Origin of the sequence: Pseudomonas sp. HY13-MNA-CIBAN-0226 (assembly GCF_040310305.1) — a bacterium.
Taxonomy (GTDB): Bacteria; Pseudomonadota; Gammaproteobacteria; order Pseudomonadales; family Pseudomonadaceae; genus Aquipseudomonas; species Aquipseudomonas gregormendelii.
In genome coordinates, this window is sequence record NZ_JBEOPS010000010.1 from 131,438 (window position 1) to 145,154 (window position 13,717).

Genomic DNA, 13,717 nt, shown 5'->3' on the forward strand with positions numbered 1-13,717 from the left:
TCGCAGTTGATCGTACTGCAACAGCAATTCGAAGCCGCCGAGCAGGCCTTGGCGAAACTGGTGCACGCCCATGCCTCCCCTTGAACCGGTCGATGAGCGCTTGCAGCAGGCGATGAAGCTGGTGCTGTTGGCGCTGCTGCCCGGTATGGCAGTGATGTTCTGGCTGAACGGCTGGGGCATGCTGATCAATCTGCTTCTGGCGGGTATTTCCGCCCTGGCCACCGAAGCGCTGGTGCTGCAATTGCGCAAGCGCCCGTTGTGGCCAACCCTGCAAGACGGCAGCGCGCTCGTCACGGCGACACTCCTGGCGCTGGCCCTGCCCCCGTATTGCCCTTGGTGGGTGACTGTCAGCGCCGCCCTCTGCGCGATGGCATTCGGCAAGCACCTGTACGGCGGCGTCGGCAGCAACCCCTTCAACCCGGCGATGCTCGGTTTCGCCTTGGTGATGGTGAGTTTCCCGCAACAGCTGACGCATTGGCCGGTGTCCCATGGCATGGACCTGTTGAAGGGCCTGCAGCACGTCTTCGGTCTTGGCGTGGATCAGGCGCCGGACGCCTGGGCCCAAGCCACTGCGCTGGACAGCCTGCGCATCAATAAAAGCCTGACCATGGACGAGCTGTTCACGGCCAATCCGGCGTTCGGCCGCTATGGTGGCCACGGCGTGGAATGGGTCAACCTGGCGTTTCTCGCCGGGGGCGTTTTTTTGCTGCAGCGCCGGGTGTTCACCTGGCATGCGCCGGCCGGGATGCTGTCCAGCCTGTTCGTCATCAGCCTGCTGTGCTGGAACGGCTCGGGCTCCGATTCCAATGGCTCGCCGCTGTTTCACCTGTTGACCGGCGCGAGCATGCTGGGCGCGTTTTTCATCGCCACCGAACCGGTGTCCGGGCCCAGGACCCCGGGTGCGCGCCTGCTGTTCGGCGCGGGCGTGGGGCTGCTGACCTACGTGATTCGCACCTGGGGTGGCTATCCTGATGGGGTGGCGTTTGCCGTGCTGCTGATGAATCTGGGCGTACCCGCGCTGGACCGACTGGTGGCGTCGCGGCAGGAAAGGCTTGCGCGATGAATCGAACCACGAGCATTGCCACCCTGGCGTTACTGGCGGTGCTGGGCACCGGCGGGACCTGGTTCGTCCAGCATACGGCCGCACCGCGTATTGCCGAGCAACAACGCCTGCTCGACAGTCGTCACTTGCTCGACATGCTCGCGCCTGACAGCTATGACAATCAGCCACTGGAGCAACCGCTTAGCCTCGCCGACGTCAAGCTGGCCCATAGCACCCTGCTCGGCGGCTACCGCGCGACGCGATCCGGACAGGTCATTGCCTTGTTGCTGCGCAGCCAGACCCTGGGTTATGCGGGCAGCATTGACTTGATGATCGCCATCGGTCCCGACGGCAGGCTGCTGGCAGTCAAGACCCTCAAGCACTCGGAAACTCCGGGGCTCGGCGCTCATATCGCCGACTGGCCGCAGGGCTGGCTCCAGGTGTTTGCCGGCCGGTCACGCGCCGATCCTGTCGACGCGGGATGGGCGCTGAAAAAGGATCAGGGGCAGTTCGACCAGATTGCCGGCGCAACCATCACCTCACGGGCGGCGATCAATGCCATCCATGACGCGTTACGCTATTTCGACGAACATCGGCAGGCCTTGATTGGGGGTAGTGACGAATGAAAAGGTCATCCTTGCCAGGTGCTCTGATGCTGACACCGTTGATCGGTGCCACGTATTCGTGGATGCCCGCGCTGGGCGTATGGCTGATGTTCGTTGTCGTCATCAGCGTGTTCGGCTTGGCCATGGCGGGGCTGCGCCTGCGGCTGACGCCCGCAAGCCGGCTGGTGGCCGCAGTGATCGTCGCGGCAACGTTCACCAGTTGCCTGCAACTGGCCCTGCAAGCTATGGCCTTGCAGTGGCACCAGCAACTGGGACTTTACTCAGGACTGATTGCCTTGCAATGCGTGGTGCTCGAATACAGTGGATTTCATCAGCGCCCAGTGCTTGATCGCCTGCGCCAGGCCGCAATATTTGGCGTACTGATGGTAGGCCTGGGCCTGTTGCGCGAGCTGCTTGGCGACAGCGGGCTGCGCCTGGCCACGCTGGCCCCGGGAGGGTTCATTGTGCTCGGACTGCTGATCGCTGCACGGCAAGCCTGGGCGCGCCCCATCTCATCGAATTGACTCCTGCGAGGAAACGCACTTCACATGAATGCCGCAAAACGTCTGGAAATTTTCCGCAGGCTGCATGAAGACAACCCGGAACCGAAAACCGAGCTTGCCTACTCTTCTGCCTTCGAACTGCTGATCGCGGTAATCCTCTCGGCGCAGTCAACCGACGTAGGCGTCAACAAAGCCACAGCCAGGCTTTACCCGGTCGCCAATACTCCGGCGGCCATTCATGCGCTGGGGATCGAGGGTCTGTCGGAGTACATCAAGACCATCGGCCTGTTCAACAGCAAGGCGAAGAATGTCATCGAGACCTGTCGCCTGTTGGTGGAACGCCACGGCGGTGAAGTGCCGCAAACCCGCGAAGAACTGGAAGCGCTGCCGGGCGTGGGTCGCAAAACAGCAAATGTGGTCCTCAACACCGCATTTCGGCAATTGACCATGGCCGTTGACACTCACATTTTCCGGGTGAGCAACCGAACGGGTATAGCGCCAGGCAAGAACGTGGTGGAGGTCGAGACCAAGTTGATGAAGTTTGTGCCCAAGCAGTTTTTGCTTGATTCCCACCACTGGCTGATCCTCCACGGGCGCTATGTGTGCCTGGCCCGCAAGCCGCGGTGTGGCAGTTGCCGCATCGAAGACCTGTGCGAATACAAGCACAAGACTTCGGACGATTGAGTGACTATTAGGTTTCTTTATCAACCGATTGAAAAAATCTTTTTTACCCGCTGGGAGATTATCGATATAAGAGGCGCCAAAGGCATCTTTAGCCCGGAGTTAACCTATGAGCACTGGCAAAGAGCAATTGGACGTCGAAGACGATTTTACTCCCGTGGAGGCTGATGACGCCGAACCGGTGGTGGAAGTGGCAAAGACCAACCTGAGCAAGCGCCGCACCATCGATAATATGTTGGAGGAGCGCCGACTGCAAAAGCAATTGGCCGATTACGATTTTGACTTGTGAAACCTGAAAGCCTCCCGAAACGGAGGCTTTTTACTTTGTATGAAGCATGATTAGGGCCTGCGCCTTCACACCAGGCCATTGCGTTGAGCCAACTCGATCAGGTCGACCAGGGAGCGTGCATTGAGTTTAAGCAGCAAGCGGGTTTTGTAAGTGCTGACGGTCTTGTTGCTGAGGAACATTCCGTCGGCAATTTCCTTGTTGGTTTTTCCTCTTGCCAATTGTTGCAAGACCATCATTTCGCGCCCCGATAGCCGATCCACCATATCGGCTTCACTGGCATTGCCTAGACTGGAGCGCACTGTATGCAGCGCCTGATTGGGAAAGTAACTGTAGCCCGACAGCACCGCTTTGATCGCACTTAACAACTCTGTGAGATCCTGCTGTTTGCAGACATACCCGGCAGCGCCCAACTGCATGCAACGCATGGAAAAACGCCCCGGCGCCTGCGATGTCAATATCAGTACTTTCATCGGCATCGCAGAAGATGCCAGCCGCGCAATGACTTCCAACCCGTCCAACTTCGGTATCCCAATATCCAGAATGACAATGTCCGGCGTATAGTCGCGGGCATGTTGCAATGCGTCTACACCATTATCGGTCTCTGCAACGACCTCGTAGCCATGACGTTCCATCAGCAAACGCACCGCAAGACGAATGACGGGGTGATCATCCACGATCAGCACTTTATTCATGGGCAAGTCCAATTTTCGCTGTTCGAATTTTTAGAACCAGCACAATAGCCTAGTCGTTTCACCCTTGGCACGGTGCGTCCCCTGCGCGCCCTCACCAAGAGACATACCCTACAAAACATAAAGAAAATTCCTACAAAAAATCCTTGAACTGAGCGAACAGGAGTGAGGGTACTGACCACCAAAATCCGTTTGCCCGGGTTTTTTTGTATCGGAATGCGAGATCGGGGATTTCTTACAATTCCAGATATTTACGTATTCGGCACGACTTATCAGATCAGCACCAACAATAAAACAAATGAAGTAACCACGATAGATGCGCAACAGTGAGCAATAATTACCGAAAAAAGCCTTGATCGATCCTAGTGAAAAGCAGGCACATTAAACGAACAACTCTGGACGCTTATCATGCACCGGCCAACACCCACAATGTTCAAACTATTTGCTAATTAAACATACAATCAAACAAGTAAAAACAATGGACAGAATCAAGCAAACACCAACCAACCCCATGTCAATATTTGCGATATTCGCAACGTTATCTGAAGCCTGCCGAGGCGGGACGCCAGTGGACACACGCAAACCAACGCGCACCGCCGATGGCAGGCACGAATGACAAAAAAAAAGGCCTTGTCGATGACAAGGCCTTTCATTCATTGGCTCACAGGGCTCAGAACAGCTTGCGGCCCTTGTTCGCGGCAATGCGCATGCGCAACGCGTTGAGCTTGATAAAGCCCGCTGCGTCCGCCTGGTTGTAGGCTCCGCCGTCTTCTTCGAACGTTGCGATATTGGCATCGAACAAGGATTCGTCAGACTTGCGACCGGTGACGATCACGTTGCCTTTGTACAGCTTCAGGCGCACAACACCATTCACGTGGGCCTGGGATGCGTCGATCATCTGTTGCAGCATCAGACGCTCAGGGCTCCACCAGTAACCGGTGTAGATCAGGCTGGCGTATTTAGGCATCAGCTCGTCTTTGAGGTGAGCCACTTCACGGTCCAGGGTGATCGATTCGATCGCCCGGTGGGCGCGCAGCATGATAGTGCCGCCTGGGGTCTCGTAACAGCCACGGGACTTCATGCCCACATAGCGGTTCTCGACGATGTCCAGACGACCGATGCCGTGTTCGCCACCTATGCGGTTAAGGGTCGCCAGCACGGTGGCCGGGGTCATCTCGACGCCGTCCAGCGCGACGATGTCGCCGTTGCGGTAGGTCAGTTCCAGGTATTGCGCCTTGTCTGGAGCCTTCTCCGGGGAGACGGTCCATTTCCACATGTCTTCTTCGTGCTCGGTCCAGGTGTCTTCCAGCACGCCGCCCTCATAGGAGATGTGCAGCAGGTTGGCATCCATCGAGTACGGGGACTTCTTCTTGCCGTGACGCTCGATCGGAATCGCGTGCTTCTCGGCGTAATCCATCAGTTTTTCACGGGACAGCAGGTCCCACTCACGCCACGGAGCGATCACTTTCACACCAGGCTTCAAGGCATACGCGCCCAGTTCGAAACGAACCTGGTCGTTACCTTTACCGGTGGCACCGTGGGAAATGGCGTCAGCGCCGGTTTCGTTGGCGATTTCGATCAGGCGCTTGGCGATCAACGGACGAGCGATGGAAGTACCCAGCAGGTACTCGCCTTCGTAAACGGTGTTGGCGCGGAACATCGGGAAAACGAAATCGCGCACGAACTCTTCGCGCAAGTCGTCGATGTAGATCTCTTTGACGCCCATGGCCTGAGCCTTGGCGCGTGCAGGTTCGACCTCTTCGCCCTGACCCAGGTCAGCGGTGAAAGTCACCACTTCACAGTTATAAGTATCCTGCAGCCACTTGAGGATCACCGAAGTGTCCAGGCCGCCGGAATACGCCAGAACGACCTTGTTTACGTCCGCCATGCCATCACTCCACGGGGTTCTACGGAAAGCCGTCGAGTCTACCGGTCATGCGCGTTAATTTACAGAGGCGCGACAGCTTATGACGACGAAGCGACAGATTCTGTCGAGAGCGCGACGATGACTCGCCGGTCAGGAAGTTGCAGGCGCGGCCCCGGGAGTGTTGGTCTGCGGGGCGACTTGAGGGGCGGCCTTGTCTGCAGCCACGCGCTCAAGACGCACGGCCACCCGCCGGTTCTTCGCCCGGTTGGCGGCGTTGGTATTGGGTGCCAACGGATACCGCTCGCCGTGGAAACGCAGGGTTACCTGCGACTCCAGGATGCCATTGGCCTTGAAGAACTCCATCACCGCCAGCGCTCGGCGACGTGACAGGTCACGGTTGGTCAGGCGGTTGCCGCTGTTGTCGGAGTGCCCATCGAGTTCGATGTGATTGACCGTTGGATCGGCCTTCATGTACTCCAGCATCACCTGCAACTGAGCCTTGGCGCGCGCGTCGAGGTCCAGGCTTTCTCCGGGAAAACCGATCTGTAACTGCCTCACCTGTTCGAAATTCTTCGGCAACAGCTTCGCCACGCAGCCTTGGTACTCATTGAACGCCTGACTGAACCTGACTGGTAACAGGCGCACTTCCGACACTCGCCCATCGCCTGACGAATGCCGGATCACCGGGCTGCGGCCGTCGAGCAAGCCGCTGATCAAGCGGCCTGCCTGGACCTGGGACGTATTAAAAAGCACGTTGCCACTGCCGATATGCACCGAGCCCAGGTTGATGTCGCCACGTCCCGGCTGCCAGGGAGCCGCAGCGGCCAGCAGCGTCGCCGACCCGCCGCCGATCATCGCGTTGTAGGCCGTCAGGCGGAACACCGCCTGCTCGCCCGCGCGGCGAACGAACTCGCCCGCACCGAAGTCCGTGATGGGCTGGGCCAGACGGCATTCGAACCGGTCGCCGGCGACCGTCCACTCGGTGTTCTCCAGGCGGGTCTGGAAAGTCAGCGCCATCGCGGGGACGCTGGTAAACACACTGAGCAAGGCTAAATATCGCTGGCGCACGGGAGGCTCCACTGGCTTCGACAACTGAAAGACGGACGCCGACTTGTTTACGGCGTACCTGTTGGATATCGGAAGGTTGTCGCAAAACTTGATAGCGAGTGCCTGGAAGAGTCTTTTCCGGTAGCATTCCCCTCAGTTTGACCCGCCTGGAATCTCCTCATGTCCGACCGCCTGACCCTGCTGCGTCCCGACGACTGGCACATTCATCTTCGCGATGGTGCCGTGTTGACCAATACCGTCGCGGATGTCGCGCGCACCTTTGGTCGCGCCATCATCATGCCCAACCTGGTACCTCCGGTACGCAATGCGGCTGAAGCCGATGGCTATCGCCAGCGGATTCTCGCCGCGCGCCCATCCGGCAGCCAGTTCGAACCTCTGATGGTGCTGTACCTGACCGACCGCACCCAGCCTGAAGAAATTCGCGAGGCCAAGGCCAGTGGATTCGTGCACGCCGCCAAGCTGTATCCGGCCGGTGCCACCACCAACTCGGACTCTGGCGTCACCAGCATCGACAAGATCTTCCCGGCAATCGAGGCCATGGCCGAAGTCGGTATGCCCTTGCTGATCCATGGTGAAGTCACCCGTGGCGATGTCGACGTCTTCGATCGGGAGAAAATCTTCATCGACGAGCACATGCGTCGAGTGGTCGAGCGTTTCCCGACCCTCAAGGTGGTGTTCGAACACATCACCACCAAAGACGCCGTGCAGTTCGTCAACGAAGCCTCGGCCAACGTCGGCGCAACCATCACCGCGCATCACTTGCTGTACAACCGCAATCACATGCTGGTGGGCGGGATTCGGCCGCACTTCTACTGCCTGCCGATCCTCAAGCGCAATACCCACCAGGAAGCCCTGCTCGACGCCGCCACCAGCGGCAGCGCCAAGTTCTTCCTGGGTACCGATTCGGCGCCGCACGCCCAGCACGCTAAAGAAGCCGCCTGCGGTTGTGCCGGTTGCTACACCGCTTATGCGGCAATCGAGATGTACGCCGAGGCATTTGAACAACGCAACGCGCTGGACAAGCTCGAAGCCTTCGCCAGCCTCAACGGCCCGCGCTTTTACGGCCTGCCGGCGAACACCGATCGCATCACCCTGGTCCGCGAGGAGTGGACCGCCCCTACCAGCCTGCCATTTGGCGAGCTGACCGTTATCCCGCTGCGCGCCGGTGAAAAACTGCGCTGGCGCCTGCTGGAGGAACACGCGTGAGTGAAGACCATTACGACGACGAACAGGAAGGTCAAGGCGGCGGTGGTTCACGCCACCCGATGGCTGCCCGCTTCCGTGGGTACCTGCCAGTCGTTGTCGACGTTGAAACCGGTGGTTTCAACTCTGCCACTGACGCCCTGCTGGAAATCGCCGCCACCACGATTGCCATGGATGAAAAAGGCTTCGTGTATCCGGACCACACCTACTTCTTCCGTGTAGAGCCTTTTGAAGGGGCGAACATTGAAGCGGCAGCACTGGAGTTCACCGGGATCAAGCTCGATCACCCGCTGCGCATGGCGGTGAGCGAAGAAGCTGCACTGACTGATATTTTCCGCGGCATCCGCAAGGCACTCAAAGCCAACGGTTGCAAGCGCGCGATCCTGGTCGGCCACAACAGCAGCTTCGACCTGGGCTTCCTCAACGCAGCCGTTGCGCGCCTGGACATGAAACGTAACCCGTTTCATCCGTTCTCCAGCTTCGATACCGCAACCCTCGCCGGTCTCGCCTACGGTCAGACCGTACTGGCCAAGGCTTGCCAGGCCGCCGACATCGATTTCGACGGTCGTGAGGCGCACTCGGCTCGCTACGACACCGAGAAAACCGCTGAGCTGTTCTGCGGCATCGTCAATCGCTGGAAGCAGATGGGCGGCTGGGAAGACTTCAACGACTGACGCAGTCGGTTTATCCCATCCATAAAAAAACCGGCCGCAATGGCCGGTTTTTTTTGCCTCGAATGCGCCTTACAGGGCAGCAGCATTCTCGGTCAGGTAAGCAGCAACGCCTTCAGTCGAAGCCGTCATGCCCTTGTCGCCTTTCTTCCAGTTGGCAGGGCAGACTTCGCCGTGCTCTTCGTGGAATTGCAGAGCGTCGACCAGACGGATCAGCTCTTCCATGTTACGGCCCAGCGGCAGGTCGTTGATGATCTGCGAACGGACAACGCCTTTGTCGTCAATCAGGAACGCGCCACGGAAAGCCACGCCGCCTTCGGACTCAACGTCGTAGGCCTTGGCGATTTCGTGCTTCATGTCGGCAGCCATGGTGTAGCGAACCTGGCCGATACCGCCATTGTTCACCGGGGTGTTGCGCCATGCGTTGTGAGTGAAGTGCGAGTCGATCGACACTGCGATCACTTCGACGTTGCGTGCCTTGAAGTCAGACATGCGGTTGTCCAGAGCGATCAGCTCGGACGGGCAAACGAAAGTGAAGTCCAGCGGGTAGAAGAACACCAGGCCGTATTTGCCTTTGATGGCCGACGACAGGGTGAAGCTGTCTACGATTTCGCCATTGCCGAGTACGGCCGGTACGGTGAAGTCAGGGGCTTGCTTGCCTACGAGTACGCTCATTGATATCTCCTGGTGTAGAAACGTGAAGTGCCGGGTCGGTGCCAGCCTGCCACCTTCAGGCGACAGCCCTGTGACACGAACCCGCTTCATAAGGACCGGCAATCATACACTGGGTTTTTAACCTATCCCCAACGGATTTCCCGAGCGCCACAAAATATCGTGGCCGATGATTTCGTTAGTCTGAACCGTTCGTCAGAGACACGCCCTTATAACGAGATGCTTTCATAAACCACTTTGACAATCATTCTCGTTAACATTAAGATCCATCGCAATTGAGTCACAACCAGCGACGGTTCTCACTTATGTATGTCTGCCTCTGCACTGGCGTCACCGACGGTCAAATCCGCGATGCAATCTATGAAGGTTGCTGCAGCTACAAGGAAGTCCGTCAGGCTACCGGCGTAGCCAGCCAATGCGGTAAATGCGCCTGCCTTGCCAAGGAAGTGGTGCGTGAAACCCTGACCAAGCTGCAAACCGCCCAGGCGGCGATCCCCTTCCCGGTGGAATTTACTGCCGCTTAAATACCCTATTTCAAACAACCGGACTTCATGTCCGGTTTTTTTATGCCTTTAAATCAATTGCTTAGACGCTAGACGCGGAACACAAACATTCTTATTCCGATTAATTTTCACTTATCTTTCAATAACTTAGGTTTGACACTCTTAGTTGAGCGGCTCAAACTCTGCCTTATAGACAGTTAATACAGGGCAGGACCCCATCATGAAAGGCGACATTACAGTCATCCAGCATCTCAACAAGATCCTTGCCAATGAGCTGGTCGCGATCAATCAATATTTTCTGCATGCGCGCATGTACGAAGATTGGGGCCTGAACAAGCTCGGCAAGCATGAGTACAAAGAATCCATCGACGAGATGAAGCACGCCGACAAGCTCATCAAGCGCATCCTGTTCCTGGAAGGCCTGCCGAACGTCCAGGACCTGGGCAAGCTGCAGATCGGCGAGCACACCCGGGAAATGCTCGAGTGTGACCTGCGCATCGAACGCACCGGGCATGCCGACCTCAAGGTGGCCATCGCGCATTGCGAAACCGTTGCCGACTTCGGCAGCCGCGAACTGCTTGAAGACATTCTTGAATCCGAAGAAGAACATATCGACTGGCTGGAAACGCAGTTGGGCCTGATCGACAAGATTGGTCTTGAGAACTACCTGCAGTCGCAGATGGGCGAAGAGTAATAGCACTGTAGGAGCTGTCGAGTGCAACGAGGCTGCGATCTTTTCGATGGCAACCTCAAACTCGACCTCGACACAACTTATCAACCGCAATAAAAAGCCCCGCTCCTCTTCCGAGGGCGGGGCTTTTTAGTTGCCGGAAATCACGAGATCGCAGCCTCGCTGCACCCGACAGCTCCTACACAGCTCCTACAGCGGAGCCAATCGTTTTCAGGCTTCGGTCTTGGTCGTAGCAGCCGCTTCGACAGCAGCCTTGATCGTAGTCTGCAACGAACCGTCAGCAGCCATCTCGGTCATGATGTCGCTACCACCGACCAGCTCACCACCGACCCACAGTTGCGGGAAAGTTGGCCAGTTGGCGTATTTTGGCAGGTTGGCGCGAATTTCCGGGTTCTGCAGGATGTCCACGTAAGCGAACTTTTCACCGCATGCCATCACGGCCTGAGCAGCTTTTGCGGAAAAGCCGCACTGCGGGGCATTCGGCGAACCTTTCATGTAAAGCAGAATGGTGTTGTTAGCAATCTGCTCTTTAATCGTTTCGATGATATCCATGGAGCACCTCGGCTGAACTTTCCGACTCAAGGGTCGGCACGGTGGCGCATTGTAACGGAAACCCGAGCGCCATGCTCGGTCTCCCCGACAGACACGATCACGCCGCCGCCACCGTCACTGGTACGCCGTTCAACGCCGCGTTACCTGAAAGTTCGTCGAGCTGGCATTCATCGGTCAGGTCATTGGCGCTCGAGCCAGGCTGGCCGCTGGCGATGGTCATCTGCACACCGGGGCGGGCATGGCCCCAACCGTGAGGCAAGCTGACCACACCTTGCATCATGTCCAGGCTCGCCATCACCTCGACTTCAATCACCCCTACCCGCGAACTCACCCGCACCCGCTGCCCATCGACCAGCCCGCGCTTGCTCAGGTCTTCAGGGTGCATCAGCAACTGATGGCGCGGTTTGCCTTTCACCAGACGGTGATAGTTATGCATCCAGGAGTTGTTGCTGCGCACATGACGGCGGCCAATCATCAACAGCTCATCGGCGGCCGGCGCCTGCAGGGCAGCGAAACGTGTCAGGTCAGCGAGGATCACCGGCGGCGCCGCCTGAAGTCGCTGGTTGGCGGTTTTCAGGCGCTGCGCCAGGTTGGGTTTCAAAGCGCCCAGGTCGACGCCATGGGGGTGATCGAACAAGGTCGCTAATGACAACTTGTGCTCGGAAGCGTCGCCATAGGCGCCCATGCGCAGGCCAAGGTCGATCATCTGCGCGGGCGCAATCGTCGGTTTGAGCGCCTTGCCGGTCCTGGCGGCAAAGGCCTGGGCCAGCCCCACGAAAATCTCCCAGTCGTGCAGCGCGCCTTCAGGCTTGGCGAGGATCGCCCGGTTGAAGCGGCTGACGTTGCGCACCGCGAACAGGTTGAACGTGGTGTCGTAGTGATCGTTCTCCAGGGCCGAGGTCGACGGCAGGATCAGGTCGGCGTAACGCGTGGTCTCATTGATGTACAGGTCGATACTGACCATGAACTCCAGGCCATCCAGCGCCTGCTCCAGCTGGCGACCGTTGGGCGTGGACAACACCGGGTTGCCCGCCACGGTAATCAGCGCCCGCACCTGCCCATCGCCCTCGGTGAGCATTTCCTCGGCCAGCGCCGAGACTGGCAGCTCGCCGGCATACTCTGGCCGCCCGGACACGCGGCTCTGCCACAAATTGAAATGCCCGCCGGAAGTCGACGCCACCAGGTCCACTGCGGGCTCGGTACACAGCGCCCCACCCACCCGATCAAGGTTGCCGGTGACCAGGTTGATCAATTGCACCAGCCAATGGCACAGCGTGCCGAAGGCCTGGGTCGACACCCCCATGCGTCCGTAGCACACCGCCGTAGGCGCGCCGGCGAAATCACGGGCCAGCTGGCGGATGGACTCGGCCGGCACCGCGCACAGCGGGCTCATGGTCTCGGCTGTGAATGGCGCAACGGCCGCACGCACTTCGTCCAGGCCATCCACCGGCAGGTGACTGCCCTTGGCCAGGCCCTCAGCGAACAAGGTGTTGAGCAGACCAAACAGCAGCGCCGCATCGCCGCCGGGACGCACGAACAGATGCTGGTCGGCGATCGCCGCCGTTTCACTGCGCCGCGGATCGACCACCACCACTTTGCCGCCCCGGGCCTGAATGGCCTTCAAGCGTTTTTCCACGTCCGGCACGGTCATGATGCTGCCGTTGGAGGCCAGGGGATTACCGCCCAGGATCAGCATGAAGTCGGTGTGATCGATATCCGGGATCGGCAGCAGCAGACCGTGGCCGTACATCAGGTGACTGGTCAGGTGATGGGGTAACTGGTCGACCGAGGTCGCGGAAAAGCGGTTGCGGGTTTTCAGCAGGCCGAGGAAGTAGTTGCTGTGGGTCATCAGCCCGTAGTTATGCACGCTGGGGTTACCTTGGTAGACCGCCACCGAATTCTGTCCGTGACGCTCCTGAATCTGCGCCAGGCGCTCGGCCACCAGACTGAACGCTGCCTCCCACTCGATCGGCTGCCATTCACTGCCCACTCGAAGCATCGGCCGATGCAGGCGATCCGGATCATTCTGGATATCCTGCAGGGCCACCGCCTTGGGGCAGATGTGACCGCGACTGAACGTATCCTGGGCATCACCCTTGATCGAGGTGATCTGCACGCCCGCGCCTTCGACTTCAGTGGTTTCGATGGTCAGGCCGCATATGGCCTCGCACAGGTGGCACGCACGGTGGTGGAGAGTCTTGGTCATGGCCAGTCTCTGTCTTGTTCTGGGCGGGCAATAGCGACCGCGGGAACAAAACTATGGCGCCTGCCCTGCCACTTCGCCAGCGACGTTCGTCTTGTGAATCGGCCGCCATCAGGCCAGCCGATGCACACAAGGAATCAGTTCGGCGGCAGCCTGGGGGGGAGTTGCTGCTGGATTTCCTGGACGGTCTCGATCTGCTCATGGCCGACATGCACGCCGGTGAGCTCGCCGATCAGGCGCCAGTGTTCGTCCAGGCCGCTGCTGATGGTGGCCATGCGGTCGATCATGCGGCGGCCGGCGGCCTTGGTAACTTCGTCATTGCTGCGCAGCAGCTCGAAGGACATCGAAGTCATGGAAGCGGTGAGGTGAGTAAGGGAGCGGGCCGTGAGGCCGAGCAGTTCCATGAGTTGCTGTTCTTTCGATTCCATTCCGAAGGGCTTCCTGCGTCGTTCGTGCGTTAGTTATAACCCAGCACTTT

The 13,717-nt window shown here is 58.8% G+C and carries 16 protein-coding genes; 9 read left to right on the forward strand and 7 right to left on the reverse strand.

The genetic code is table 11. The annotated features are described in order from the left end of the window. Window positions 1–70 precede the first annotated feature (70 nt). The 5 genes from AAEZ05_RS13130 (at window position 71) to AAEZ05_RS13150 (ending at window position 3,120) form a co-directional block, all read left to right on the forward strand. Complete coding sequence (locus tag AAEZ05_RS13130; RefSeq protein WP_350647704.1) at window positions 71–1,063, forward strand: RnfABCDGE type electron transport complex subunit D; 993 nt, start codon at window positions 71–73, stop codon at window positions 1,061–1,063. After that, window positions 1,060–1,668, forward strand: a complete 609-nt coding sequence (locus AAEZ05_RS13135) for an RnfABCDGE type electron transport complex subunit G (RefSeq protein ID WP_045057996.1) — start codon at window positions 1,060–1,062, stop codon at window positions 1,666–1,668. Before AAEZ05_RS13130 ends, AAEZ05_RS13135 begins: the two co-directional genes overlap by 4 nt. Before the next feature lie 26 nt (window positions 1,669–1,694). After that, the gene (locus tag AAEZ05_RS13140) at window positions 1,695–2,171 is read left to right on the forward strand and encodes an Rnf-Nqr domain containing protein (RefSeq protein WP_236695831.1); all 477 of its coding nucleotides are present in this window, start codon (window positions 1,695–1,697) and stop codon (window positions 2,169–2,171) included. Between the two features lie 24 nt (window positions 2,172–2,195). Continuing rightward, complete coding sequence (nth, locus tag AAEZ05_RS13145) at window positions 2,196–2,834, forward strand: endonuclease III (RefSeq protein WP_045057998.1); 639 nt, start codon at window positions 2,196–2,198, stop codon at window positions 2,832–2,834. Between the two features lie 106 nt (window positions 2,835–2,940). Beyond that, window positions 2,941–3,120, forward strand: a complete 180-nt coding sequence (locus AAEZ05_RS13150) for a PA3496 family putative envelope integrity protein (RefSeq protein WP_030128194.1) — start codon at window positions 2,941–2,943, stop codon at window positions 3,118–3,120. A 65-nt stretch (window positions 3,121–3,185) separates the two neighbouring features. On the opposite strand, the gene AAEZ05_RS13155 is transcribed toward AAEZ05_RS13150, so the two are convergent. From AAEZ05_RS13155 to AAEZ05_RS13165, 3 genes are all read right to left on the reverse strand, one after another. Further along, window positions 3,186–3,812: a response regulator transcription factor gene (locus tag AAEZ05_RS13155; RefSeq protein WP_045057999.1), complete on the reverse strand. Its 627-nt coding sequence runs from the start codon at window positions 3,810–3,812 to the stop codon at window positions 3,186–3,188. 667 nt (window positions 3,813–4,479) lie between these two features. After that, the gene (locus AAEZ05_RS13160) at window positions 4,480–5,697 is read right to left on the reverse strand and encodes an argininosuccinate synthase (protein ID WP_008032151.1); all 1,218 of its coding nucleotides are present in this window, start codon (window positions 5,695–5,697) and stop codon (window positions 4,480–4,482) included. Between the two features lie 129 nt (window positions 5,698–5,826). After that, on the reverse strand, window positions 5,827–6,744 hold the full coding sequence (locus tag AAEZ05_RS13165) for a flagellar protein MotY (protein WP_045058000.1): 918 nt from the start codon (window positions 6,742–6,744) through the stop codon (window positions 5,827–5,829). Between the two features lie 159 nt (window positions 6,745–6,903). Between AAEZ05_RS13165 and pyrC the strand changes: the two genes are divergently transcribed. Further along, on the forward strand, window positions 6,904–7,950 hold the full coding sequence (pyrC, locus tag AAEZ05_RS13170; RefSeq protein ID WP_045058001.1) for a dihydroorotase: 1,047 nt from the start codon (window positions 6,904–6,906) through the stop codon (window positions 7,948–7,950). Next, entirely contained in the window at window positions 7,947–8,621 is a 675-nt protein-coding gene (gene rnt, locus AAEZ05_RS13175; RefSeq protein WP_045058002.1) for a ribonuclease T, read from the forward strand. The genes pyrC and rnt overlap by 4 nt, the downstream gene beginning before the upstream one ends. Before the next feature lie 69 nt (window positions 8,622–8,690). On the opposite strand, the gene AAEZ05_RS13180 is transcribed toward rnt, so the two are convergent. Then, window positions 8,691–9,293 (reverse strand): peroxiredoxin, encoded by a 603-nt coding sequence (locus AAEZ05_RS13180; protein ID WP_017340570.1) that lies wholly within the window; start codon window positions 9,291–9,293, stop codon window positions 8,691–8,693. A 302-nt stretch (window positions 9,294–9,595) separates the two neighbouring features. Here AAEZ05_RS13180 and AAEZ05_RS13185 point away from each other — a divergent pair, with 302 nt between their 5' ends. Next, complete coding sequence (locus AAEZ05_RS13185; protein WP_008057530.1) at window positions 9,596–9,814, forward strand: bacterioferritin-associated ferredoxin; 219 nt, start codon at window positions 9,596–9,598, stop codon at window positions 9,812–9,814. A gap of 199 nt (window positions 9,815–10,013) precedes the next feature. Further along, window positions 10,014–10,487, forward strand: a complete 474-nt coding sequence (bfr, locus tag AAEZ05_RS13190; RefSeq protein ID WP_045058003.1) for a bacterioferritin — start codon at window positions 10,014–10,016, stop codon at window positions 10,485–10,487. Window positions 10,488–10,694: 207 nt separating this feature from the next. On the opposite strand, the gene grxD is transcribed toward bfr, so the two are convergent. From grxD to plzR, 3 genes are all read right to left on the reverse strand, one after another. After that, window positions 10,695–11,036 carry a Grx4 family monothiol glutaredoxin gene (grxD, locus tag AAEZ05_RS13195; RefSeq protein ID WP_045058004.1) on the reverse strand — a complete coding sequence of 114 codons (342 nt, stop codon included), beginning with the start codon at window positions 11,034–11,036 and terminating at the stop codon, window positions 10,695–10,697. 97 nt (window positions 11,037–11,133) lie between these two features. Beyond that, the gene (locus AAEZ05_RS13200) at window positions 11,134–13,242 is read right to left on the reverse strand and encodes a molybdopterin oxidoreductase family protein (RefSeq protein ID WP_350647708.1); all 2,109 of its coding nucleotides are present in this window, start codon (window positions 13,240–13,242) and stop codon (window positions 11,134–11,136) included. Between the two features lie 134 nt (window positions 13,243–13,376). Beyond that, a complete protein-coding gene (plzR, locus tag AAEZ05_RS13205) occupies window positions 13,377–13,667 on the reverse strand; it encodes a PlzR type 4 pili assembly inhibitor (RefSeq protein ID WP_045058006.1) in 291 nt (96 codons plus the stop codon). Between the last annotated feature and the right edge of the window lie 50 nt (window positions 13,668–13,717).

What these genes read in the sequence shown, in the direction of transcription:
- nth (WP_045057998.1), top strand. Translation starts at nt 2,196, where the DNA reads ATGAATGCCGCAAAACGTCTGGAAATTTTCCGCAGGCTGCATGAAGAC.
- AAEZ05_RS13155 (WP_045057999.1), bottom strand. Translation starts at nt 3,812, where the DNA reads ATGAATAAAGTGCTGATCGTGGATGATCACCCCGTCATTCGTCTTGCG.
- AAEZ05_RS13135 (WP_045057996.1), top strand. Translation starts at nt 1,060, where the DNA reads ATGAATCGAACCACGAGCATTGCCACCCTGGCGTTACTGGCGGTGCTG.
- AAEZ05_RS13185 (WP_008057530.1), top strand. Translation starts at nt 9,596, where the DNA reads ATGTATGTCTGCCTCTGCACTGGCGTCACCGACGGTCAAATCCGCGAT.
- bfr (WP_045058003.1), top strand. Translation starts at nt 10,014, where the DNA reads ATGAAAGGCGACATTACAGTCATCCAGCATCTCAACAAGATCCTTGCC.
- AAEZ05_RS13130 (WP_350647704.1), top strand. Translation starts at nt 71, where the DNA reads ATGCCTCCCCTTGAACCGGTCGATGAGCGCTTGCAGCAGGCGATGAAG.
- pyrC (WP_045058001.1), top strand. Translation starts at nt 6,904, where the DNA reads ATGTCCGACCGCCTGACCCTGCTGCGTCCCGACGACTGGCACATTCAT.
- plzR (WP_045058006.1), bottom strand. Translation starts at nt 13,667, where the DNA reads ATGGAATCGAAAGAACAGCAACTCATGGAACTGCTCGGCCTCACGGCC.
- AAEZ05_RS13150 (WP_030128194.1), top strand. Translation starts at nt 2,941, where the DNA reads ATGAGCACTGGCAAAGAGCAATTGGACGTCGAAGACGATTTTACTCCC.
- AAEZ05_RS13180 (WP_017340570.1), bottom strand. Translation starts at nt 9,293, where the DNA reads ATGAGCGTACTCGTAGGCAAGCAAGCCCCTGACTTCACCGTACCGGCC.
- AAEZ05_RS13200 (WP_350647708.1), bottom strand. Translation starts at nt 13,242, where the DNA reads ATGACCAAGACTCTCCACCACCGTGCGTGCCACCTGTGCGAGGCCATA.
- AAEZ05_RS13160 (WP_008032151.1), bottom strand. Translation starts at nt 5,697, where the DNA reads ATGGCGGACGTAAACAAGGTCGTTCTGGCGTATTCCGGCGGCCTGGAC.
- grxD (WP_045058004.1), bottom strand. Translation starts at nt 11,036, where the DNA reads ATGGATATCATCGAAACGATTAAAGAGCAGATTGCTAACAACACCATT.
- AAEZ05_RS13140 (WP_236695831.1), top strand. Translation starts at nt 1,695, where the DNA reads ATGCTGACACCGTTGATCGGTGCCACGTATTCGTGGATGCCCGCGCTG.